This is a genomic window from Arthrobacter sp. YA7-1, from assembly GCF_025960325.1.
GTDB lineage: Bacteria > Actinomycetota > Actinomycetes > Actinomycetales > Micrococcaceae > Arthrobacter > Arthrobacter bambusae_A.
The window spans coordinates 1,554,766-1,576,248 of the sequence record NZ_CP110114.1 but is presented as its reverse complement, the minus strand read 5'-3'; the positions used below and the strand labels follow the sequence as shown (position 1 = coordinate 1,576,248).

Sequence of the window (21,483 nt, the reverse complement as noted above, 5' to 3'; positions counted from 1 at the left end):
GTTAGATCTCCATCCCGAAGTGCTCGCTGAAACGTACATCGCCTTCGATCATGTCGCGCATGTCGCCGACCTCGTTGCGGAACATGAGCGTGCGCTCGATGCCCATGCCGAAGGCAAAACCTGAATACTCGTCCGGGTCGATGCCGGCAGCGCGCAGGACGTTGGGATTGACCATGCCGCAGCCGCCCCATTCGATCCAGCGGGGGCCGCCCTTGGCGCCGGGGTGCCAAATGTCCAGTTCCGCGGACGGCTCGGTGAACGGGAAGTAGTTGGGACGCAGGCGGATCTGTGCCTCGTCACCGAACATCTGCCGGGCGAAGTGCTCCAAGGTGCCGCGCAGGTCGGCCATGCTCAGCTTCTTGTCGATGGCCAGGCCCTCGAACTGGTGGAACACGGGCGTGTGCGTGGCATCGAGTTCATCGGTGCGGAACACCTTGCCCGGGCACAGCACATAGATGGGCACTTCGCGCTCCAGCATGGAACGGACCTGCACCGGAGAAGTGTGCGTGCGCATCAGCAGGTGCGCCTCGGGAGGCTCCACGAAGAAAGTGTCCTGCATTTCGCGGGCCGGGTGGTCCGGCTTGAAGTTGAGGGCGTCGAAGTTGAACCACTCGGACTCGACCTCGGGTCCTTCGGCGATTTCCCAGCCCATCCCGACGAAGATGTCCGCGACACGGTCCTGCAGCGTGGACAGCGGGTGGCGGGCACCGGCGCGGCGCCGTCGCGGTGCCGCCGTGACGTCGACGGTTTCCTCGACGAGGATGCGGGCGTCGTTTTCGGCTTCGAGCACAGCGGTCCGTGCTGCGAGCGCCTGGTTGACGCGGCCACGGGAAGAACCCATGAGCTTGCCCGCGGCGGCCTTCTGTTCCTTGGGCAAGCCACCGATTTCACGGTTGGCAAGGCTCAAGGGCGACTTCTCGCCGGTGTGCGCCAAGCGGACGGCTTTGAGTTCTTCGAGGGAGGATGCAGCAGCAATCGCGGCGACGGCTTCCTCAACGGCAGCGGTGATGGCAGCTTCATCCAGAGGGTTCGGGATGGCAGCGCCCGGCAAAGTGTCAGTCATCTACTGTTCTTAGCTACGAGTCGGAAATGGTCTTCACCAGGCAGGGCCGTGGCAAAAGCAGGAGTCATGCTCGCCGGACACGTCCGGCGGACACTAACCCCAGTCTAGTAGAAGGGTTCGGCGGGGCTTTAACCCATGACACCCTTCCAGCGCCCGGGGCTAGCATGGCTTCATGACACCGGCCCGCACCATCACTGTCACCGGAGAAGGAACCGCCGAAGCCGTTCCCGACCTGCTCACACTCACACTCGCCGTCGAAGTCAGGCGCGACGCCGCCGAAGCGGCCTATGACGACGCCGGAGCGATCGCCGTGGCCGTCACGGACGCCTTGCGGGGGCACGGCGTGGCCGCACGTGATCTGCGGACCAGCGGCCTCAATCTGCGCGCCGAACTTGTCTGGGCCGAAAACCAGGGGCAAAAGGTCACTGGTTATGTTGCGTCCACCACCCTGGTCGCCCGGGTCGGCCCGCCGTCGGCGGCCCCCGCGGCCATCTCCGCAGCGGTGGCTGCGGGCGGTGACAGCCTTCGCATCAACGGGATCGAGCAAGGATTCACGGATCCCTCCGCGGTTGCGGCGCGGGCACAAGCGGCGGCGTGGCGGGAAGCCGAAGCGACGGCGTCCCGCTTTGCGTCACTCGCAGGCGCCCGCTTGGGGCGGGTGCTCTCCATCGATCAGCGGCCGGAGCATGGATCACCGGTGCCGATGATGTCCGGCATGAAGCGTGCCTCCGCGGGCGAAGGCGTTCCCATTGAGGCGGGATCGGCGGCTGTTTCCGCGAGCGTGGTGGTGCAGTGGGAGCTGGACTCACCGGCGCCGGCCTAGAGAACAGCGCCAGCTTAGTGAATAGCGCCGGCGGACAGCTTCGCGTCCACCGGAGTCTCAAGCGCTGTGCGCACGACGACGGCGATTCCCCGGCCCATGTCCCGCGTCGCCATGCCGGGCGCGGTGCTTCCCTGCGGGATCCGCGCTTCGTCATAGGGAACGTGAATGAAGCCGCCCCGCGGGCGCGGCGCTGCCGTTCCGGCGAGCTCGTGCATGAGGGCATAGAACACGTGGTTGCACACGTACGTCCCGGCGGTCTGTGAGACTTCGGCGCGGATTCCGGCGATCTGCAGTGCCCGGAGCGCGGCCTTCACCGGCAGCGTGCTGAAGTACGCCGCTGGCCCTTCGGGGACCACCGGTTCGTCGATGGGCCGGTTTCCGGCGTTGTCCGGAATCCTGGCGTCATCGCAGTTAATGGCCACGCGCTCCAAGGAGAGGCGGTCCCGGCCTCCGGCGAGCCCGACGCAGACAACCAGCTCGGGGTGAAGTCGCCCGACGGCGTCGCGCAGGACCGTGGCGGATTCACCGAAGACGCACGGCAGCTCGAGCGCTTCCACTCCATGTCCTTCTGTGCGCAAAATTTCCTGCGCTTCGAGGACGGCAGCCCACGAAGGGTTGTTCGAATCGCCACCGAAAGGCTCGAACCCCGTCAGCAGAATCATGCACCCACCTTAGCAACAGCTCGCGCGGCTCCCCCGTCCTCGCGCGGACTTTCACCGGCTGTTTCATCAGCCCGTGCTTCAGCAGGCCTTGACAACCATTCGAACATATATTCGAATGGAGCATATGAGATGGGACGCACAGGCGCTTTCACCACGACGTGGTCCGGCACAAGGAGACAACAGCAACAGCATTCCGTCCGGAGCCGCCCCAGCAACAGACGCACTACTGCCGCTGGCCGGGCTTGTGCGTTCCGTCTCTACCCCCGAATTCTCCGGAGTCACCTTCCATGAGGTCACCGCCAAATCGGTGCTCAACAAGGTGGCGTCCGGTTCCCAGATGCCTTTCGAATGGACGGTCAATCCTTACCGCGGATGCAGCCACGCCTGCGTCTACTGCTTTGCGCGCAAGAGCCACACCTATCTGGAGTTCGACGCCGGACACGATTTCGATTCCCAAGTGATCGTGAAGATCAACGCAGCAGAGGTCCTGCGCAAGGAACTCGCGAAACCGTCGTGGGGCCACCACCACGTGGCGCTCGGCACCAATACGGATCCGTACCAGCGGGCAGAAGGCCGCTATCAGCTGATGCCGGGGATCATCCGGGCCTTGGCCGATTCCGGTACACCGTTCTCCATCCTCACCAAGGGAACCCTCCTGGGCCGCGACATCCCCCTCCTCAAGCACGCCTCAAGCCAAGTGCCGGTGGATCTGGGCATCTCGCTGGCCATGACTGACGAAGCCCTTGCATCGGCAGTGGAACCGGGCACGCCCGCACCACGCGCCAGGCTCAAGCTCATCCGCCGCCTGCGCGAGGCCGGGTTGCCTTGCGGTGTCATGGCCATGCCCATCCTGCCGTGGCTGACGGACAGCGATGAAGCCCTGGAGTCGCTCTTTACCGCGTTGTCCGACGCCGGTGCCACCGGCGTCACGGCCGGGGCGTTGTACCTGAAGCCGGGCACCCGGGAATGGTTCATGCAGTGGCTGGCGGCACAGCACCCCGGCCTGGTCGGCAAGTACCGCCGTCTCTACGGCCAAGGCTCGTATGCCTCCAAGGAATACAGGACCTGGCTAAGTGGACGTATCAACTACTTCAAGGCCCGCCACGGTTACTCCGGAAGCAGCGGTTTCAGCCACAGGAATGCCGCTGCCGGCAAGGAACCGCCGGCGTCGTCACCACCGGCTTCCGTACCAACAGCAGGCCAGTCCACTCTTTTCTAGCAAGGTCTTTGTTAGCCAAACCTGTTCAGCCAAGCAGGCCCGAGGCCACCCGCTCCAGCAGCGCCTGGACAATCGGAAGGTCGGCAGGGATCCACGGCAACGTGGAGGCCTCGTCTCCGTTGCCCAGCGGAACCCACCGGAGTTCATCATGGTCCTGGAGGGGACGCGGCGCGCCGTCGAGCAGTTCGGCGAACCATACCCTCATGACGGCCCGCTCGTTCAGGGGCCATCCCGTGCCTGCCTGCGGTTCCACTTCGGCTCCGAGCCGGACGGTGACTCCGAGCTCCTCGAGCAGTTCGCGGTGCAGGGCGTCTTCGAAGGATTCCCCGGCCTCGAGTTTGCCGCCCGGGAACTCCCACATACCCGCGAATTGCGGTGGGGCGCTGCGCCTTGCGACGAGCAACCGTTTCGGATTTTCGAGGGAATCGACGACGGCGGCGCCCGCCACGCTTATCAGTCCAGTCACCGCAACAGTCTATGGGCCGCCAGGTGATCACCTCCGCCTATGGAAGTGCTCACATTCAGGGCCATTCGCCGGAGACTCGCACTAAGCTTGAAAGCTGGCTTTATTCCCGTCGAGTGGCTTCCCACTCACCCCCAAGAAACAGGACGATGACCACTACCGCTGTCAGCAAGACCTCCCAAAAGACCGGAAACCGCCACGTGGCGCTGGCGATCTTCGCCCTTGCCATGGGTGGATTTGCCATCGGCACCACGGAGTTCACCATGATGGGCTTGCTCAAGGAGATCGAGCAAGGACTCAACATCAGTACGCCTGAGGCCGGGAACCTGATTTCTGCCTACGCCTTGGGGGTCGTGGTGGGGGCGCCGATATTCGCTGCCCTGGGCGCCCGCCTCCCCCGCAAGCAACTTGCCTTGGGTCTCATGCTGTTCCTGTCCATAGCGAACCTGACGTCCTTCATCGCACCGGACTACGGAACCATGTTGATCACGAGGTTCGCCTCGGGACTGCCCCATGGCGCCTTCTTCGGGATCGCCGCGGTCATCGCGGCGAGCCTGGTTGCTCCCACCAAGCGCGGCTGGGCGATTTCGATGGTCATGGGCGGGCTCACCATCTCCAATGTCATCGGCGTTCCCGTGGCTACGTGGCTCGGCCAGAGCTTCGGGTGGCGCCTGCTCTTCATAGTGGTCGGCGCGATCGGCCTTGTCACCAGCGTGTTGCTGTGGAAATTTGTCCCCTTTGAGCCTGCCCACCCCGAGGCAAGCATCCGCCGGGAACTCGGTGCCCTCAAACGCATCCAGGTCTGGCTGGCATTGTTGATCGGAATCATCGGTTTTGGCGGCTTCTTTGCCACCTACACGTACATCTCCCACACCATGACGTCCGTGGCCGGCATCCCCGAGGCGCTGATACCCCTGGTGGTTGCCCTCTACGGTCTCGGCATGGTGGCAGGCAACATCCTCGGCGGCCGCATCGCCGACAAGTCGGTCATGGGAACCATCTACCGGGTCCTTCCGCTCATCGCGTTGGCGCTGGTGGCCTACGCCGTCGCAGCCCACTGGGCGTGGTCCGCGTTCATCATGGTCTTCATCGTGGGCGGTATCGGCTCCATGTTGGTTCCGCCGTTGCAGACGCGCCTCCTCGACGCATCACCGGACGCCCCGTCCTTGGCTTCCTCGCTCAACCATTCCGCCCTCAACATCGCCAACGCGCTTGGCGCGTTCCTGGGCGGCGTGGTCATCGCCTGGGGTTGGGGTTACGTTGCCCCGGCCCTCGTCGGTGCTGTCCTCGCAATCCTGGGACTTGGAGTCGCGGGCATCAGCGGCTGGCTGGAACGCAAGAGGCCACTGGCTGCATAGTGCTGTCGCAGGACCTAGACCTGCACCCGCTCCACGTCCGGTTCAAGGTAGATGACCCGCGCGATCGGCACTGCAGTGCGGATCCTGAGTTCGGCGTCGTCGATCGCTTTGGCAATCGCCTGGCCGGTATCTGCCGCGCCCACACTGATCTTCGCGGCGACAAGCAACTCCTCCGGACCCAGGTGCATGGTCTTGAGGTGGATGATGCGCGTGCCGTCGGACTCGATGGCTGCCGTGATGCGCGCGTTGTCCTCTTTGGTGGCTGATTCGCCGAGCAGCAAGGACTTGGTCTCCACCGCGAGCACCACGGCGATTCCCACAAGAAGCAGCCCGATCATTCCCGTGCCCGCCGCATCCCACAAGCCGTTGCCCGTGAGGAGGGTCAGGCTCACGCCGAACAGGGCGAAAACGAGGCCCAGCAGCGCTCCGAAGTCCTCCAGGAGAATCACGGGCAATTCCGGCTGCTTGGCGTTGCGGATGAACTTGATCCAGCTCTGCCCGCCGCGCAAGGGATTGGACTCGTGGATGGCCGTCCGGAAAGAGAAGGATTCCGCCACCACCGCGCCGAGGAGCACAGCCAGCGGCACCCACCAGAAACCACCTTCGATGGCATGGGGATGCTGGAACTTCTCCGCGGATTCGTACAGCGCGAAGAGGCCACCAACGCTGAACAGCACAATCGAAACGATGAAAGCGTAAATGTAACGTTCCCGGCCATAGCCGAACGGGTGTTCCGGACTAGCGGCGCGCTTCGCCCGCTTCCCGCCAAGCAGCAGGAGCAGCTGGTTGCCGGAGTCCGCTACCGAGTGAATCGCCTCGGCCAACATGGACGACGACATCGTCAGGACGAATGCGACGAACTTGAGCACGGCGATCGCCAGGTTGGCGCCAAGTGCCGCCAGGATTGCCTTGGTACCGCCGTGTTCAGCCACGTCAGGCCCCCTGCTGGGAGCGTGCGCTGGCGTAAAGACAGACAGTGGCAGCTGTGCCGAGGTTCAAGCTTTCCGCCGAACCGTAAACCGGCACGGCGACGCGATGGTCCGCAAGCGCCAGTTCCGACTCTGAAAGCCCTTGCGCCTCGTTACCGAACAGCCAGGCCGTTGGTGCTTCGAGTGCGTAAGCGGAAAGGGCTGCCGACGCTCCCAGACGGCGTGCCGCGTTCTCATCCTGGAGTCTGTCCAGGTTGAGGGTGCCGTAACCGTCCGCGGCGAGGATTCCGATACCGCGTTCCTTGCAGAGGGCCACGAGTTCCTCGACGTCCGCACCCAGGACAACGGGCAGGTGGAAGAGCGAACCTGCCGTGGACCGGACGGCCTTCGGGTTGTAGATGTCAACGCTGGAGGCCGTCAAGACGACCGCATCCGCGCCCGCGGCATCGGCGGCCCGAAGGACTGTTCCAGCGTTGCCGGGGTCCCGCACCTGGCACATGACGGCGATCAGCCGCGGTCCGGCGTCGAGCACCGATTCAAGGCTGACGTCCACAAAACTGCAGACGGCCACGATCCCTTGGGGATTGACAGTGTCCGCCATGGCGGCCAGGACGTCGTCGTTCGCGAGCCGCAAGGCAACGCCATCGGCGAGCCCGGCCAGTTCAGGGAGCCGGTCAAGGCAGCTTTCGCTCGCGAAGACTTCGTGGACGACGCCGGGCTCCCCCGCCGCGGTCCGCTCCCGGTGCAGGACCAGCGCCTCACGAACAGCCTGGGGGCCTTCCGCGAGGAACCGGCCGCGTTTTAAACGGACCGGGCGCCCTGCAAGCTTTGCGACATCCCTGACCCGATCGGCTCGGGGGTTGGACATCGGAAGTTCTTGCGGGCGCCCGGTTTCGTTCATATACAAAACATTAGTGGCAGTTGCCACTGTCCCATGAACTGAGGCTACGCGTGCTACTCAGCAGCTTCAGCGGCCGGCTTCTTCGCAGCCTTGGCCTTGGGGGCCTTGGCAGCGGGCTCTTCGTCGGAAACGGAGGCCTTGACTGCCGGAGCAGCCTTGGTAGCCGCAGAAGTCTTGGCGGCAGCCTTCGGAGCGGACTCGGCCTTGGCGGCCGGAGCGGAGGTGTCGGCCGGCAAGGAATCCTTGGCAACCTGGACCAGTGCGGCGAAAGCGTTGGCGTCGGAGACGGCCAGCTCTGCCAGCATGCGGCGGTCAACCTCGACCTCAGCGGCCTTCAGGCCCTGGATCAGGCGGTTGTAGGTCAGGCCGTTGGCGCGGGATGCAGCGTTGATGCGCTGGATCCAGAGGCGACGGAAGTCGCCCTTCTTCTTGCGGCGGTCGCCGTAGCTGTACACAAACGAGTGCAGCAGCTGCTCTTTAGCCTTGCGGTACAGGCGAGACCGCTGACCGCGGTAACCCTTGGCCCGTTCAAGGACAACCCGACGCTTCTTGTGGGCGTTTACCGCCCGCTTCACACGTGCCACGTGCGTACTCCTTCAAAATTCTTATCCCAAGCTGCTACTGCCGGAAACCCGGCCGGCCTGAGAAGGCTTTGGTGTAGTCGGCAGCTACCGGATGGCAGCAACCAGAAAACTTGGAACTTAGACGCCGAGCATCTTCTTGATGACCTTGGCATCGCCCTTGAAGACGATCTTGTCGCCGGCAAGGCGACGGGTCAGGGTGGAGGACTTGTGCTCCAGGTAGTGGCGGCGGTTGGCCTGCTGACGCTTCAGCTTGCCGGTACCGGTCAGCTTGAAGCGCTTCTTAGCACCACTGTGGGTCTTCATCTTCGGCATGGGAACCGATCTCCTTACGTGTCCGCAGACTGGGTCTGCAGTTCTTTCGTGCAGCCACCCCATAGGAGGCGGCTGCTGCTTTCGTGCCGGGCGGAGGGGATGCCTCCTGCGGCGTGACTAGTTGGTCTTGCGCGCCGCTGGCTTCGGGGCGGCCTTGGGGGCTGCCGGTCGAGCTGCAGGCTTCGGAACCGCGGGCTTCGCCATCGGTTTCGGTACTGGTGTAGCAGCAGGCTTGGGAGCAGCCGGCACAACGGGCTTCGGAGCGGCCTGCTCAGGAGCCTTTGCCGGCTGAGGAGCCTTGACCGGTGCCGGTGCCTTCGCAGGCGCCGCAACCGGGGCAGCCTCAACTACGGGAGCCTTTTCGACAACCGGAGCCGCTTCAACCACAGGGGCCTCTTCGACAACCGGAGCCGCTTCAGCCACAGGGGCCTCTTCGACAACCGGAGTCGCGTCAACCACAGGGGCCTCTTCGACTTCAGCAGCCTCAGCTTCAACGGTCTCCGGGGCGGTTTCCTCGGCCTGGGTCAAGAGTTCCGCCGGGAGCAAGTCCGCGAGTGACTGGGTCAAGGGAGCATCCTCGCCTGAAACGTCAATCCGGCCTGCAGCCTTGGCTTCATTCTGGGCTTTGGCTTCTGCACGCTGCGCCGCGCGGCGGGCCTCGGCCTTGGCCTCAGCCTTGTTCTTCAGCGGACCGATCACCATGACCATGTTGCGGCCATCGATACGCGGGCTTGACTCAATCACGCCGACTTCGGCAACATCCTCAGCGAAGCGCTGCAACAGACGGATGCCCATTTCAGGGCGCTGCTGCTCACGTCCGCGGAACTGGATCATGGCCTTTACCTTGTCACCGGCACCCAGGAAGCGAAGCGCGTGGCCGCGCTTGGTCTCGTAGTCGTGGGTGTCGATCTTCAGGCGGAAGCGGATTTCCTTCAGAACCGTGTTTGTCTGGTTCTTGCGGGCCTCACGGGCTTTGACAGCGGCTTCGTACTTGTACTTGCCGAAGTCCATCAGCTTGCACACCGGAGGCTTCGCCTGCGGTGCAACTTCAACGAGATCCAGGTCAGCCTCGGCAGCCAGACGCAGGGCGTCCTCAATACGGACGATTCCAACCTGTTCGCCGGCAGGGCCGACCAAACGCACCTCGGGGACGCGGATACGCTCATTGATTCTTGGCTCGCTAATGTCAAAGCTCCTGTTGTTGTGATGAGTATTCCACCGGCAAATAGAGAAGGCCCCCAATTGCTGGCGCAATCGAAGGCCTCGAAGATCGGATAAGCCCCTCAATGGGGGCATTCGCACCATCCAAGGTTGACCTTGAACGGTGTCCGACCAAGTACCCGGCAACTTACATCCCCGAAGGGAAACGGCTGACGCGGGTGGGAGAGAACTCCGCTTGCAAACTGAAAATCAATTCTACAGAAATCGGCAACCAACCGCACATTAACGATGGGTGGCCGAGCGCTGCATATGCCATGGAAATGGCAACTTCCAGTCGGTCTGTGACAAGCTTACCAGCATGAGCACTTCAGACAGCAATTCCCTCGACCACGAGCCCACCGGCACCGATGCCGGAGTAGGCCAGCAGATCCGCGACATTTCGGAAGTTCCGGCTGTTGAGGTCATCACCACCGGCGCCGTTCACCTCATGAGCGCAGCAGCCGTCAAGGTGGGCTTGGCCGACGATCCCGAGGCCGAGGAGCTCAAGGACCTGGACGAGGCCCGCAAACTGATCACCGCCTTGGCCGGACTCGTCACCGCCGCAGCACCGGAAATCGGTTCGCAGCACGCCGGCCCCTTGCGCGACGGCCTCCGCTCCCTGCAGCTTGCGTTCCGCGAGGCGTCCTTGATACCGGACGAGCCGGGCAAGGGCCCGGGCGAAAAGTTCACCGGCCCGGTCAACTGATCCGGACTACCTGTTCGACCGCGACGGCGGGCCGGCCCCTTTGGTCGGCCCGCCGTCGTCGTACTATCGCGCTTGGGCGAAACTCAGCTGGCGGGATCTCCCGCGCCGGCGCGGGAGATGGTCATGCTCCGGCGCCGACGCAGCTGGAGGAACAGCCCGGCCAGGCACAGGATCACTCCCGCCGTCCCGATGGCGACGAAGCCGGCCCAGGGCCCCACTCCGTCGATGAAGAGCCCCGCGACCGGCGAACCGAAGGCTACCCCCGCCGTAAGGGCCGAGCCATACCAGCCCATTGCCTCTCCACGCCGTTCCTCGTCCACGAGGTCGGCGACCTTTTCCGATGCCGCGGACAACACGGGCGCGCAGAGCAGGCCGGGGAGCAGCGACAACAATGCAAGGGTCCAGGTGTCCCCGGCGAAGCCCATCGGAATGGTCAGTGCCGCCATGCCCAGCAGGAGGAGGATGGGTGAAACGGGCCGGTGCATGGCGCCGTAGATGAGCCCGCCGACAACGGAAGAGGCGCACCAGAAGAAGAAGACAATTCCGATCTGGCTCTCGTGCCCGCCGCGCTGCAACACCGCGACGATTCCGACGTCGGTGCCGCTCAGCACCATGCCTGATCCTGCGGCGACGGCGAACACGGCGGCCACCGCCGCTGTGAACCACGTGAAGTTCCGGGCCATCCTTCCCCGCAGCCCGGACGGCTGGAAAACCGTCGGAGCCATCTCGGAGGCGGCTTCCTGGAGATGGGCCGGCGCCGATGCCACCACGGCGGCTTCGGCCGCATGGAGCTCATCGGCATCCCGGTCAGCCGTCTGGCCGGCATCCAGGACGACTTCGCTGCGGGTGGGCGGGTTGAACCAGAACAAGAACAGCCCGGCGGCTGAGGTGCACACACCGACGATGGTCAGGCCGAGGACCGTGAAGCCGCTGGTAGCGACAACTGCGCCCACCGCGGGGCCGATCATGAAGACCACTTCGGTGCCTATGGAGTCCAAGGCATAGGCGGAACGCCGTTGCTCACCGTCAACCAGGACACCGAGGGACTGCCGGATGACGCTGAAGATCGGCAGCGTCAGCAGGCCCCCGACGAAGACGAGCGGAAGGATCCATTCGTAGCTGACGTGGGGCACCACGGACCAAATCACCAGTTCCGACACCACCGAAGGAATAAGCGCCTTGCGCAGCCCGACGGTGTCCACGCGCCGGCCCCGCCACGGGGCGCCGATCGCGATGCCGATGGTGAAGACCGCGGCAGCAGCACCGGCGGCGGCATATCCCTTGCCCAAGGTGAGCACGATGTGCAAAGTGAGCAGGACCCCGGCTGCCGAGTGCGGTATGCGGGCCACCATGCCCACCAAGAGGAGACGCCGCACGGACGTGATGGACAGCATCTCCCGGTAGAGAGAGAAATTCACGAGCTACATCCCCTGTTCTGCCGAGGGCAGGACAAGGACGTTCCCCCTGTGCCTCCGGCTACTGTGCCGCCCGCTGCAGGCTGACTTCGATGGAGTCAACCCGCTCGGCGAACAATTCATTCTGCGCCCAACGCCCGTTCAGCCCGGCGACGAGGTCCTGCACCGCTGCGGGGTCCAGGCCGTCTTCGAGATACAGCACCACGCGCAATTCGGGCCCGGGTCCTCCGCCGGCCATGGCCGATCCGTCAGCCGTGCGCGAAGCCATTCCCGATCCCGGCCGCACCTCCAGGCGCCGCACGGCCGGGTACACCCCTGCCAGGGAATTGAGAGCAGCCTCCAGTTCATCATCAAGGTACGACGGCGTCCAGTCACGTTGCTGCGCCAGCGACCACATGGCGGGCCGTCTCACAACGAAGGTCACATCGGAACCGGGGTCGAGCACGAGCAGCTGGGCTCCCTCCGAGACAGCCGACAGCGCTGCCCGGGCCGCGTAGACTGCGACGGGACGGGCCTGCGGGTGCCAGGACTCAAGTGCGCCGGCCGAAGTGAACACGGGCATGGCCGTGCGGCCATCCGGCGCTTTCAGTGTCACGAGCGCCATGTCGGCCTGCTTGTCGGCATGGAGGCCGTCCACGCCCTCCGCTTCCTCAGCAAGCTGGGCCACGACCGGAACGAAGACCCTGGCGGTCGCCAGGGAAGCCACCACACCGGCCTCGCTCCCGGTACCCGCGAGCAGGGCCGCGACGGCGGCGAGGTACCCGGCGTCGGCCGTTCCGTCGTCGTCTTCGAAGTTGTGGATCTTGGCGGCGTCTCCGCTCAAATCCCGGCCCGCCCAGGGCTGGCCGGCGGAATCGACTGCTCCCCCGGCACCTGCGAGGGCCGCGGCGATGTGCCCGGGCAACTGCCGGGGCGCGGGAGTCGAATCCTTGTCAGCGGCCGGGGACTGTGGATCGTGGGACATCAGCGGCGCCCGGCGACGTCCAAGGCTTCCGGAAGGGTGAAGGCCCCGGCGTACAGCGCCTTGCCGACGATCGCTCCTTCGACCCCGAGCGGCACGAGTTCGCGGAGCACCCGCAGGTCCTCCAGGCTCGAGATTCCGCCGGACGCAATGACAGGTTTGCCGGTCTTTTCCACCATCTGGCGCAGCAGCTCGACGTTGGGACCCTGCAGGGTCCCGTCTTTCGTCACGTCGGTGACCACGTAGCGGGCGCAGCCGGCGTCCTCAAGGCGGGCGAGCACTTCCCAGAGATCCCCGCCTTCCTTGGTCCAGCCCCGGCCTGCGAGGGTTGTGCCGCGGACGTCGAGCCCGACGGCGATCTTGTCACCGAAGCGGCCGATGGCCCGGCGTGTCCACTCGGGGTCCTCCAACGCGGCGGTTCCCAGGTTCACGCGGGCGACGCCGAGCTCGAGTGCGCGCTCAAGGGATTCATCGTCGCGCAGTCCGCCGGACAACTCCACCTTGACGTTCAGCTGGGAAACAACCTCGGTGATGAGACCGGCGTTGTTGCCGCGGCCGAAGGCGGCGTCGAGGTCCACCATGTGCACCCACTCGGCTCCGGCGTTCTGCCAGTTCAGCGCTGCTTCCAACGGGGTGCCGTAGCTTGTCTCGGAACCGGCTTCTCCCTGAAGGAGACGGACGGCCTGGCCGTCCACGATGTCGACGGCGGGCAGGAGTTCCAGAACTGGCAGTTCGGAGGCGGTGGTCATTGAAGTCCTCGGTGTTTGTGGGGACGGGCGTCAGTTGCCCGGCCGGGTCATTTAGGGGCCAGGGTGAAGAGATAGGCAGCCAGCAGTGCAAGGCCGGCGAGTACGTAGAACGAAAAGGAAACCCAGGCGGGGCGTTTCTGCTGGTGGAAGGAGATACCGCCGCCGACCAGCAGCCCGGCCGTGCCCATGAGAATAACGGACCACATATCAGGCAGTTCCTTCGGCTTCGCTCGCGTGCGGTTGGGACTTAGCCTGTGGACGCAGGCCCTCAACCCAGTTGCGCAGGAGCCGGGCTCCGGCGTCGCCCGACTTCTCGGGGTGGAATTGCGTGGCGCACAACGGTCCGTTTTCCACGGCGGCGATGAAGGGGGCGCCGTGTTCGGACCAGGTTACCTTCGGCGGGGCCATGCGCGGCTGGACGACGTCGAATTCCCACTTCTGCACGCCGTACGAGTGCACGAAATAGAACCGTTCGTGCTCGACGCCGGCGAACAGCTTCGAGCCTTCCGGCACGTCCACCGTGTTCCAGCCCATGTGCGGGACAACGGGCGCCGGCAGGAGCTCCACCTTGCCCGGCCACTCGCCCATGCCTTCGGCTTCGGTTCCGTGCTCGACACCGGCTTCGAACAGCACCTGGAGCCCGACGCAGATACCGAGGACGGGCCTGCCCCCGGCAACACGCCGGCCGATCATACGGATGGCGTCGACTGCCTTGAGTTCGCGCATCACTGTTTCGAAGGCGCCGACGCCGGGGACCAGGAGCCCGTCAGCGTTCAGGACGTCTTCAGGCTTGGCGCTCAGTGTGACTGCCGCACCGGCACGCTCAAGGGCGCGGACTGCCGAGCGGACATTGCCCGAGCCGTAGTCAAGGACCGTTACGGTCGGCTTGCCCTCAGGCGAGACGATGCGGCTGGCGGCTTTCGGATCCACCACGGCGCCATCCTTGAGGATGTGCGTACTCACAGGGCACCCTTGGTGGACGGAATGCCTTCGACCCGGGGATCGGACTCGACGGCGGAACGGAGTGCACGGGCGAATGCCTTGAACTGGGCCTCGACGATGTGGTGCGGATCCCGGCCGGCCAGGACATTCATGTGGAGGCAGATGCCGGCGTGCAGGGTTATGGCCTCAAAGACGTGGCGGGTCAGCGAACCGGTGAAGTGTCCGCCGATCAGGTGGTATTCCTGGCCGGCGGGCTCACCGCCGTGGACCAGGTAAGGGCGTCCGGAGACGTCGACGACGGCGTGGGCCAGCGCTTCATCCAACGGAACCGTGGCCTCGCCGAAGCGACGGATACCGGCTTTGTTGCCCAACGCGGTGCGCAGGACCTCGCCGAAGGTGATCGCAACGTCCTCCACCGTGTGGTGGGCGTCGATGTGGGTGTCTCCCGTCGCCTTGACGGTCATGTCGATGAGCGAATGCTTGGAGAGCGCAGTCAGCATGTGGTCATAGAACGGCACTGAGGTACTGATGTCCGAGACTCCCGTGCCGTCGAGGTTGATTTCAACCAGGACGGAGGACTCACTGGTGGTGCGTTCCATGCGTGCAGTCCGGGCGGCCGCCGTGCTGGCGCCGTTTTCGCTCATTGATATGTCCTTAGGAGGAAGGTGTGGTGGGGCTTGTCCAAGTCTAGGCCGGTGAGGGAGCCTGGCCGTCCAGCAAGGCTTCGAGCGCCTCAAGGAAGGCCGTGGTCTCCGGCTCCGTGCCTGCCGTCACCCGGAGGTGGCCCGGTATGCCGACGTCGCGGATCAGGACTCCACGCTCCAGCAGGCCTTGCCACAGGGCATGGGGGTTTTCGATTCCGCCGAAGAAAACATAGTTCGAATCGGAGGCGGCCGGGGTGAAGCCCATCCGGGTCAACTCGCTGACAATGCGATCGCGCTGGATCTTGATGTCTTCGACGTCGGCCATGAGGGCTTCGCGGTGCCGGAGTGCGGCCAGCGCAGTCGCCTGGGTGATGGCGGAGAGGTGATACGGAAGGCGGACCAGCCGGATCGCGTCGGCGACCTCGGGGGCAGCGGCCATATAGCCGATGCGTGCACCGGCGAGGGCGAAGGCCTTGCTCATGGTCCTGGAGACGATCAGGCGCTCCCGGCCAGGGAGGAGCGTCAGCGCGCTTGGCGTATTATCGTGGGCGAACTCGTGGTAGGCCTCGTCCACGATCACGACTGTCTGGCTTGCTTCGCCTGCCTCGTACACGGCTTCGACAACATCCAGGCCAAGTCCGGTGCCGGTGGGGTTGTTCGGCGAGCAAAGGAACACGACGTTCGGTTTGAGTTCGCGCACCTGCGCGGCGGCCGAGGCTGCATCGAGTCCGTAGTCATCGCCGCGAACACCCGCAATGTATGCGGTGTCGGTGCCGCTGGCCAGCAGGGGGTACATGGAGTACGTGGGAGGGAACCCGAGCGCGGACCGTCCGGGGCCACCGAAAACCTGGAGGATCTGCTGCAGCACTTCATTGGAGCCGTTGGCCGCCCAGATATTCCCGGCAGCGAGGTCGTGGCCAAGGTATTCCGCCAAGGCCTCGCGCAGTTCAGTGAACTCACGGTCCGGATAGCGGTTCAGTCCGGTCGCGGCTGCCGCCACCGCTTCGGTGATGGCCGCCTGGACATCGGCCGGAACGCCATGCGTATTCTCGTTGACGTTGAGCAAAATCGGGACATCAAGCTGCGGCGCGCCATACGGGCTCAGGCCGCGGAGGTTGGTCCGGAGGGGAAGTCGGTCAAGTCGCTCAAGCTGCTCACTCACCATGACAGTTTAAGGTGCCACGGCGGATGCCCTGAAACTGTGACGGCCCTGCGCCCGTTCAGGCGCGCTGCCACCCTGGACGAAAGTGCCCTCAGGTGGCAGGAATGAACAGTTGCTGGCCCGGTACGATGCGTCCGTCCTGCAGGTTGTTCAGCTGGATAATCTCGGCTACGACATCGCGAGGATCCCGGGAAGGCGCCGCCTTCCCTGCAATCCCCCACAACGATTCGCCCATTTGAACCGTGACACTCGTGCTGGACGTGGGCTGTAGCTCGGCGACGGAGTCAGCAGCCTTGGCCGGTGAATTCAGGAATCCCGCCAGACTGAGCAGCGCTGCAACCACGAGCATTGCCGGGAGGCCGAAGAAGACCATACGGCCCCGGCGTGTCAGGTGAAGCCTGCCCGGCGCCGCACTGCGGCCTGGGGTGTGGGTGATGGTGATTGCGGACATGAGCTGAGCCCTTCTGAACAATGCCGCATTCCGGAATCTCTGGGTGCGGCTGCCAATTCTTGCCTTCAGTCAGTGCTTGCGAGGCGATTGTTCGTCCATGTCTTCGAACGAACACCCGGATCCCGCAGCACTTTTATAGAACACATATTCGAACCTTGCTATGACATTTTTAGCACTTATCAACGAACGATGTCGAGACTCGCTAGAACAAATGTTTGATAAACGCCTGTGCCTGCCCTACGTTTGAGTGAAGGAACGAGCACTGAATCAGTGCAACAGGAGGGTCTGACATTTCAGGCCGACAGTCCCGGGAAGCGCCTCAGCGGCGGACGGGCGGAACGGAAGGGCGTTGGCGAACATGGCAGCGAAAGCCACTGGCAGCGGGTCGGCCTCATCGCGGAGCCAGCAGCCACAGAAGGCCCCCAAGAGCCTGACCGTCCGCCAGAAGAAAATCCTGGAGACCATCCAGCGTTCAGTGAACGATCATGGCTATCCGCCGTCGATGCGCGAAATCGGGGACACGGTTGGCTTGGCCAGCCTGTCCAGTGTCACGCACCAGTTGTCACAGCTTGAGAAGCTCGGCTATCTCCGCCGCGATCCCAAGCGTCCGCGGGCGATGGAAGTCCTCATGCCATTGACCTTGGACGGCGGCTCGGTCATTCCCGGCGTCGAGGCTCCGGCGAAACTCCGGAGCGCGGGCGGCCTGGCCGTCACAGAGCTCGCGAGTGCCAGCGACACGGCCATGGTTCCCCTCGTGGGGCGCATTGCTGCCGGTGGACCCATCCTGGCCGACCAGACCGTTGAAGATGTCCTCCCGCTGCCCCGCCAGCTGGTTGGCCATGGCGAGCTCTTCATGCTGAAGGTCGCCGGTGATTCCATGATCGACGCCGCTATCTGCGATGGCGACTGGGTGGTGGTACGGCGGCAGAACGACGCACTCAACGGCGACATCGTGGCCGCGCTCCTGGACGACGAAGCCACCGTCAAGACCTTCCGTCAGCGCGACGGCCACACATGGCTGCTCCCCCAGAACACGCAGTACGAGCCTATCCTGGGTGACCATGCCACCATCATGGGCAAGGTCGTCTCGGTCCTGCGCTCACTCTAGGACGCGCCCGGACGCGCCCGCTTTAAGCCTTGGCCGACTCGGCGTAAAGCCGCTCGAGCGCACCGCGCACCACTGAACGGTCCGTCGTGGGCCAGAAGGGCGGCAAAGCTGCCCGGAGGAAGTTGCCGTAGCGTTCCGTCGAAAGCCGTGAATCCAGTACTGCCACCACGCCCTTGTCCCCCGTTGAGCGGATGAGGCGGCCTGCTCCCTGGGCCAGCCGGATGGCCGCGTGCGTCGCGGACACTGCCATGAAACCGTTGCCCCCGGCCTGCGCGACCGCGCGGGATCGTGCCGTCATCAAGGGATCGTCCGGACGAGGGAACGGGATCCGGTCGATGACGACCAGCCGGCAGGAACCGCCAGGAACGTCGACGCCCTGCCAGAGGGACATGGTGCCGAACAGGCACGTGTCCTCTTCCTCGGCAAACTGCCTGACCAACGCGGCCATGGTCGATTCGCCTTGGCACAGGATGTCCACGTCCAGGCGCGACCGCATCGCGTCCGCGGCGTCCTCCGCCGCACGGCGGGACGAAAAGAGGCACAAGGCTCCGCCGTGGGAGGCTTTGATGAGCTCTTCAAGTTCGTCGAGCGCCTCGGGCGAAGTGCCGCGCCCAGGCTTGGGCAGGTGCTTGGCGACGTACAGCATGCCTTGCTTCGGATAGTCGAACGGCGAGCCGACATCCACGCCGGTCCAGCTCGGGGCGCCTTGGCCAGTCAGGCCAAGCCCGCCGGCGGTGGCCTCGAAGGCAGAGCCAATGGCCAAGGTGGCAGAGGTCAAGACCACGGTGTGGCCTGCGAAGAGACCTTCCCGGAGGCGTCCGGCAACGCTGAGCGGTGCGATGTTGATGAGCGCCGGCGAATCCTCGTCGGGTGCCGTGTAGCCCTGCTGCGGATCGAAGGTGCTGTTCCGGGACAACCACACGACTTCCCGGTTTTCCCGGGCGGAGAGCAGCCGTTCGCACAACTCAAGGATCAGCATGAGCCGTGAGCGCGCGAGCTGGCGTCCGCCGTCGACCGCGTTGGACGAATCCCCCTTCGAATCGGAAAGCGCCGCACGGCACGCTTCCCGGAGCTGGTCCACGCAATCCAGCTGTTCATCATTGAGTCCGTTGGGCAGGAGGCCGGACGGCGCACCGATGATCGCGAGTTCCAGGCGGTCGGCTGCGGCGTTCAGCGCGTCCACGGTGATGGCTGTATGTTTGCGGGCGCTCGAGGCCGCGGCATGGATCATCGCCACCGACAGCTGTCCGGACACGGCTCCCGTCACCCGGTCCTGGAGCTCGTGGGCCTCGTCAACCACTACGACGTCGTACTCGGGCAGCACGGCCAGGCCTTCGAAGGCGCTGACGGCGAGCATCGCATGGTTGGTGACCACGACGTCGGACTCCGCGGCACGGTGGCGGGACAGCTCGCTGAAGCACTCCTCCGCCATCGGACACTTCTGCGCGCCGAGGCATTCCATCGACGTGACCGATACTTGGCGCCAGGCCCGGTCTGTCACACCCGGCATGAGTTCGTCGCGGTCCCCTGTGGTGGTCTTCCCGGCCCACTCGCGCAGCCGCAGGACTTCCTTGCCGAGCTGCGAGGCCGGGCCGCCGATCGCTGCGGCGAGATGCGGGACGCTGGTGTCCTCACCGAGGGAGAACAACTGCCCCTCGGCGGGCTCCTCGCTCGGGAAACCGCCCTCCAGCTTGTGCCGGCACACATAGTTGGCCCGGCCCTTGACCAGGGCGATGCTGACCGGACGTTCCAGCTCCGGATTGATGGTTTCCAGGAGGCGGGGCAGGTCCCGGCCCACGATCTGCGTCTGCAGGGCAAGGGTAGCCGTGGACACCAGCGTGGGCTTGTTGCTTTCCATCGCGTGCGCAATGAGCGGAATCAGGTACGCGAGGGACTTGCCCGTGCCCGTGCCCGCCTGGACCAGGAGATGTTCGCCGGTCTCGATCGCCCGCGCCACCTGCCTGGCCATCTGGTGCTGGCCCGTGCGGTTTTGCCCGCCCATGCCGGCCACGGCTTTGTCCAGGAGTTCGAGGGCGATCCGCTCCCCCACGGTTTCGCCGCGCTCCCCCGCCTCTGGATCAACCATTGCGGACGAACGACTCCAACTCGGCGGCGAGGTTCTCATGGACCATGGCCACCACGCGGGTGCCTTCCTCCTCATGCTCGAGGCTGAGGATTTCGGCGTCGGTGTTGTGCAGCTTGTTGATGAGCTCGCCGCGGTTGTACGGAATCAGGACCTCAAGGCGCACTCCGGGGCGCGGAATGGCCTCGCTGATGGCTCCAAGGAGCTCCGCAATGCCCTGCCCTGTGCGCGTGGACACGACGACGTGGCGTGGCTCTTTCTGCTTGAGCCGCTCAATGACGAACGGATCCGCGGCGTCCGCCTTGTTCAGGACAATGATTTCCGGGATCTTCCGGGCATCCACTTCGCTGAACACCGTGCGGACGGCGGCGATCTGGCCTTCCGGATCGGGATGCGAAACGTCCACCACGTGGAGGATCAGATCGGCGTCGGCCACCTCTTCCAGCGTGGAACGGAAAGCCTCCACGAGCTGGGTGGGCAACGAACGCACAAAGCCGACGGTGTCCGAGAGCGTGTAGCCGATCCCGTCAGGTGTCTGGGCTTTGCGGACCGTGGGATCCAAGGTGGCGAACAACGCGTTCTCCACGAGGACACCGGCGTCCGTCAGGCGATTGAGCAGCGACGACTTTCCGGCGTTCGTGTAACCGGCGATGGCGACCGAAGGAACGGCGTTACGACGGCGGTTAGCCCGCTTGGTCTCGCGCGAGGGCTTCATCGCCGCGATTTCACGGCGAAGCTTGGCCATGCGTGTGCGGATTCGACGGCGGTCCAGCTCAATCTTGGTTTCACCAGGACCACGCGAACCCATGCCGGCGCCGGCGCCGCCCACCTGGCCACCGGCCTGGCGGGACATGGAATCGCCCCAACCACGCAGGCGCGGCAACAGGTATTCCAGCTGCGCCAGCTCCACCTGGGCCTTGCCCTCGCGGCTCTTGGCATGCTGCGCGAAGATGTCGAGGATCAACGTGGTGCGGTCCACAACCTTGACCTTGACGATGTCCTCAAGGCCGCGCCGCTGGGACGGTGCCAGTTCGGCGTCGACCACTACGGTGTCCGCGCCGGTGGACATCACGATGTCCTTGAGCTCCAAGGCTTTGCCTGAGCCAAGGAACGTGCCGGGGTCCGGCTTCATGCGGCGCTGGACGATGCCGTCCAAGACTTCCGAGCCGGCCGTTTCGGCCAAAGCGGCAAGTTCCCTGAGCGAATTCTCGGCGTCGGCCAGGGTGCCTTCGGTCCAGAGGCCTGCCAGCACGACTCGCTCAAGGCGCAGCTGCCGGTATTCGACCTCGGTGACATCTTCCAGTTCCGTGGACAGGCCCGCGGTGCGGCGCAAGGCCCGGCGCTCGGCCAGGTCCTCTTGGTCGCCGTCGTAGATGCTGTGTTCATCGTCCAGGCGGGAAATCGCCTGGGCCTTGCCAAACACGCCCCGGGGTTCGTCGCGGTCCTGCACCATGGCGGGTGCGTCCTTGGAGAGAATCCGGTCGATGACAGCCTGGATTTCTTCAGGACTCATGTCCTGGGCGTCGGAATCGGGTCCGGTGTTCTTCTGCGTGGTCATGGTCTCCTTTAGGGGGTTCGGCATTTCCAGAATAGTGCCGATTCGTCTCTTATGGCGCGGAATTCGCGCAGGGCTGATGCCTGGCAAGCCCCTGCCGATGGTCCGGGTATCCCTCCGGAGGGGCTGCGCGGAGTGCGTGCACAGTTCCCAAGGGCGGAAGGGGGCCGATCTGCTGAGTATCCAGGCGTCA

General features: G+C 64.9%; 23 protein-coding genes. 5 read left to right on the top strand and 18 right to left on the bottom strand.

Annotated elements, in window-relative coordinates; genetic code table 11:
* Nucleotide 1: 1 nt before the first annotated feature.
* Nucleotides 2-1,063 carry a phenylalanine--tRNA ligase subunit alpha gene (gene pheS, locus OIT41_RS07400; protein ID WP_078105647.1) on the bottom strand — a complete coding sequence of 354 codons (1,062 nt, stop codon included), beginning with the start codon at nt 1,061-1,063 and terminating at the stop codon, nt 2-4.
* A 172-nt stretch (nt 1,064-1,235) separates the two neighbouring features.
* Between pheS and OIT41_RS07395 the strand changes: the two genes are divergently transcribed.
* Nucleotides 1,236-1,886: an SIMPL domain-containing protein gene (locus OIT41_RS07395; protein WP_264637686.1), complete on the top strand. Its 651-nt coding sequence runs from the start codon at nt 1,236-1,238 to the stop codon at nt 1,884-1,886.
* Between the two features lie 14 nt (nt 1,887-1,900).
* Here OIT41_RS07395 and pcp read toward each other — a convergent pair whose 3' ends face one another.
* Nucleotides 1,901-2,548, bottom strand: coding sequence for a pyroglutamyl-peptidase I (gene pcp, locus OIT41_RS07390; protein ID WP_264637685.1), 648 nt, complete (start codon nt 2,546-2,548; stop codon nt 1,901-1,903).
* A 124-nt stretch (nt 2,549-2,672) separates the two neighbouring features.
* On the opposite strand from pcp, the gene OIT41_RS07385 reads away from it, so the two are divergent.
* Nucleotides 2,673-3,767, top strand: coding sequence for an Rv2578c family radical SAM protein (locus OIT41_RS07385; RefSeq protein ID WP_264637684.1), 1,095 nt, complete (start codon nt 2,673-2,675; stop codon nt 3,765-3,767).
* Between the two features lie 25 nt (nt 3,768-3,792).
* Here OIT41_RS07385 and OIT41_RS07380 read toward each other — a convergent pair whose 3' ends face one another.
* Nucleotides 3,793-4,233, bottom strand: a complete 441-nt coding sequence (locus OIT41_RS07380; protein ID WP_264637683.1) for a (deoxy)nucleoside triphosphate pyrophosphohydrolase — start codon at nt 4,231-4,233, stop codon at nt 3,793-3,795.
* A 146-nt stretch (nt 4,234-4,379) separates the two neighbouring features.
* Here OIT41_RS07380 and OIT41_RS07375 point away from each other — a divergent pair, with 146 nt between their 5' ends.
* Nucleotides 4,380-5,588, top strand: coding sequence for an MFS transporter (locus OIT41_RS07375; protein ID WP_264637682.1), 1,209 nt, complete (start codon nt 4,380-4,382; stop codon nt 5,586-5,588).
* 14 nt (nt 5,589-5,602) lie between these two features.
* Here OIT41_RS07375 and OIT41_RS07370 read toward each other — a convergent pair whose 3' ends face one another.
* From OIT41_RS07370 to infC, 5 genes are all read right to left on the bottom strand, one after another.
* Complete coding sequence (locus OIT41_RS07370) at nt 5,603-6,520, bottom strand: cation diffusion facilitator family transporter (protein ID WP_078105653.1); 918 nt, start codon at nt 6,518-6,520, stop codon at nt 5,603-5,605.
* Nucleotide 6,521: 1 nt separating this feature from the next.
* Nucleotides 6,522-7,418, bottom strand: coding sequence for a TrmH family RNA methyltransferase (locus tag OIT41_RS07365; protein ID WP_264637681.1), 897 nt, complete (start codon nt 7,416-7,418; stop codon nt 6,522-6,524).
* A 53-nt stretch (nt 7,419-7,471) separates the two neighbouring features.
* Nucleotides 7,472-8,002, bottom strand: a complete 531-nt coding sequence (gene rplT, locus OIT41_RS07360) for a 50S ribosomal protein L20 (RefSeq protein WP_078105655.1) — start codon at nt 8,000-8,002, stop codon at nt 7,472-7,474.
* A gap of 117 nt (nt 8,003-8,119) precedes the next feature.
* Nucleotides 8,120-8,314 (bottom strand): 50S ribosomal protein L35, encoded by a 195-nt coding sequence (gene rpmI / locus OIT41_RS07355; protein ID WP_059387794.1) that lies wholly within the window; start codon nt 8,312-8,314, stop codon nt 8,120-8,122.
* Nucleotides 8,315-8,431: 117 nt separating this feature from the next.
* Nucleotides 8,432-9,457, bottom strand: a complete 1,026-nt coding sequence (gene infC, locus OIT41_RS07350) for a translation initiation factor IF-3 (protein ID WP_264637680.1) — start codon at nt 9,455-9,457, stop codon at nt 8,432-8,434.
* A 376-nt stretch (nt 9,458-9,833) separates the two neighbouring features.
* On the opposite strand from infC, the gene OIT41_RS07345 reads away from it, so the two are divergent.
* The gene (locus OIT41_RS07345) at nt 9,834-10,220 is read left to right on the top strand and encodes a DUF1844 domain-containing protein (protein WP_078105657.1); all 387 of its coding nucleotides are present in this window, start codon (nt 9,834-9,836) and stop codon (nt 10,218-10,220) included.
* An 83-nt stretch (nt 10,221-10,303) separates the two neighbouring features.
* On the opposite strand, the gene OIT41_RS07340 is transcribed toward OIT41_RS07345, so the two are convergent.
* The 8 genes from OIT41_RS07340 to OIT41_RS07305 form a co-directional block, all read right to left on the bottom strand.
* On the bottom strand, nt 10,304-11,638 hold the full coding sequence (locus OIT41_RS07340; RefSeq protein ID WP_264637679.1) for an MFS transporter: 1,335 nt from the start codon (nt 11,636-11,638) through the stop codon (nt 10,304-10,306).
* A 58-nt stretch (nt 11,639-11,696) separates the two neighbouring features.
* On the bottom strand, nt 11,697-12,599 hold the full coding sequence (locus OIT41_RS07335; RefSeq protein WP_264637678.1) for an SseB family protein: 903 nt from the start codon (nt 12,597-12,599) through the stop codon (nt 11,697-11,699).
* Nucleotides 12,599-13,345, bottom strand: coding sequence for a bifunctional 1-(5-phosphoribosyl)-5-((5-phosphoribosylamino)methylideneamino)imidazole-4-carboxamide isomerase/phosphoribosylanthranilate isomerase PriA (gene priA / locus OIT41_RS07330; RefSeq protein WP_241708830.1), 747 nt, complete (start codon nt 13,343-13,345; stop codon nt 12,599-12,601). Before priA ends, OIT41_RS07335 begins: the two co-directional genes overlap by 1 nt.
* A 47-nt stretch (nt 13,346-13,392) precedes the next feature.
* Nucleotides 13,393-13,551: a hypothetical protein gene (locus tag OIT41_RS07325; protein ID WP_264637677.1), complete on the bottom strand. Its 159-nt coding sequence runs from the start codon at nt 13,549-13,551 to the stop codon at nt 13,393-13,395.
* Nucleotide 13,552: 1 nt separating this feature from the next.
* A complete protein-coding gene (hisH, locus tag OIT41_RS07320) occupies nt 13,553-14,308 on the bottom strand; it encodes an imidazole glycerol phosphate synthase subunit HisH (RefSeq protein ID WP_078105661.1) in 756 nt (251 codons plus the stop codon).
* Nucleotides 14,305-14,931 carry an imidazoleglycerol-phosphate dehydratase HisB gene (hisB, locus tag OIT41_RS07315; RefSeq protein ID WP_078105662.1) on the bottom strand — a complete coding sequence of 209 codons (627 nt, stop codon included), beginning with the start codon at nt 14,929-14,931 and terminating at the stop codon, nt 14,305-14,307. The genes hisH and hisB overlap by 4 nt, the downstream gene beginning before the upstream one ends.
* Before the next feature lie 43 nt (nt 14,932-14,974).
* Nucleotides 14,975-16,093: a histidinol-phosphate transaminase gene (locus OIT41_RS07310; protein WP_264637676.1), complete on the bottom strand. Its 1,119-nt coding sequence runs from the start codon at nt 16,091-16,093 to the stop codon at nt 14,975-14,977.
* Nucleotides 16,094-16,184: 91 nt separating this feature from the next.
* A complete protein-coding gene (locus tag OIT41_RS07305) occupies nt 16,185-16,544 on the bottom strand; it encodes a LysM peptidoglycan-binding domain-containing protein (protein WP_264637675.1) in 360 nt (119 codons plus the stop codon).
* Nucleotides 16,545-16,902: 358 nt separating this feature from the next.
* Between OIT41_RS07305 and lexA the strand changes: the two genes are divergently transcribed.
* The gene (gene lexA / locus OIT41_RS07300) at nt 16,903-17,652 is read left to right on the top strand and encodes a transcriptional repressor LexA (protein ID WP_078105743.1); all 750 of its coding nucleotides are present in this window, start codon (nt 16,903-16,905) and stop codon (nt 17,650-17,652) included.
* A 22-nt stretch (nt 17,653-17,674) separates the two neighbouring features.
* On the opposite strand, the gene OIT41_RS07295 is transcribed toward lexA, so the two are convergent.
* Together OIT41_RS07295 and hflX are read right to left on the bottom strand one after the other, a co-directional pair.
* A complete protein-coding gene (locus OIT41_RS07295; protein ID WP_241708826.1) occupies nt 17,675-19,738 on the bottom strand; it encodes an ATP-dependent DNA helicase in 2,064 nt (687 codons plus the stop codon).
* The gene (hflX, locus tag OIT41_RS07290; RefSeq protein WP_241708825.1) at nt 19,731-21,293 is read right to left on the bottom strand and encodes a GTPase HflX; all 1,563 of its coding nucleotides are present in this window, start codon (nt 21,291-21,293) and stop codon (nt 19,731-19,733) included. The genes OIT41_RS07295 and hflX overlap by 8 nt, the downstream gene beginning before the upstream one ends.
* Nucleotides 21,294-21,483: the final 190 nt, after the last annotated feature.

Excerpts from the sequence above, each read along its gene's own strand:
- OIT41_RS07365 (WP_264637681.1), bottom strand. The coding sequence starts at position 7,418 with ATGAACGAAACCGGGCGCCCGCAAGAACTTCCGATGTCCAACCCCCGA.
- lexA (WP_078105743.1), top strand. The coding sequence starts at position 16,903 with ATGGCAGCGAAAGCCACTGGCAGCGGGTCGGCCTCATCGCGGAGCCAG.
- OIT41_RS07295 (WP_241708826.1), bottom strand. The coding sequence starts at position 19,738 with ATGGTTGATCCAGAGGCGGGGGAGCGCGGCGAAACCGTGGGGGAGCGG.
- priA (WP_241708830.1), bottom strand. The coding sequence starts at position 13,345 with ATGACCACCGCCTCCGAACTGCCAGTTCTGGAACTCCTGCCCGCCGTC.
- pcp (WP_264637685.1), bottom strand. The coding sequence starts at position 2,548 with ATGATTCTGCTGACGGGGTTCGAGCCTTTCGGTGGCGATTCGAACAAC.
- pheS (WP_078105647.1), bottom strand. The coding sequence starts at position 1,063 with ATGACTGACACTTTGCCGGGCGCTGCCATCCCGAACCCTCTGGATGAA.
- OIT41_RS07395 (WP_264637686.1), top strand. The coding sequence starts at position 1,236 with ATGACACCGGCCCGCACCATCACTGTCACCGGAGAAGGAACCGCCGAA.
- hisB (WP_078105662.1), bottom strand. The coding sequence starts at position 14,931 with ATGAGCGAAAACGGCGCCAGCACGGCGGCCGCCCGGACTGCACGCATG.
- OIT41_RS07305 (WP_264637675.1), bottom strand. The coding sequence starts at position 16,544 with ATGTCCGCAATCACCATCACCCACACCCCAGGCCGCAGTGCGGCGCCG.
- rpmI (WP_059387794.1), bottom strand. The coding sequence starts at position 8,314 with ATGCCGAAGATGAAGACCCACAGTGGTGCTAAGAAGCGCTTCAAGCTG.
- OIT41_RS07385 (WP_264637684.1), top strand. The coding sequence starts at position 2,673 with ATGAGATGGGACGCACAGGCGCTTTCACCACGACGTGGTCCGGCACAA.
- OIT41_RS07345 (WP_078105657.1), top strand. The coding sequence starts at position 9,834 with ATGAGCACTTCAGACAGCAATTCCCTCGACCACGAGCCCACCGGCACC.
- OIT41_RS07375 (WP_264637682.1), top strand. The coding sequence starts at position 4,380 with ATGACCACTACCGCTGTCAGCAAGACCTCCCAAAAGACCGGAAACCGC.
- hflX (WP_241708825.1), bottom strand. The coding sequence starts at position 21,293 with ATGACCACGCAGAAGAACACCGGACCCGATTCCGACGCCCAGGACATG.
- OIT41_RS07325 (WP_264637677.1), bottom strand. The coding sequence starts at position 13,551 with ATGTGGTCCGTTATTCTCATGGGCACGGCCGGGCTGCTGGTCGGCGGC.
- OIT41_RS07335 (WP_264637678.1), bottom strand. The coding sequence starts at position 12,599 with ATGTCCCACGATCCACAGTCCCCGGCCGCTGACAAGGATTCGACTCCC.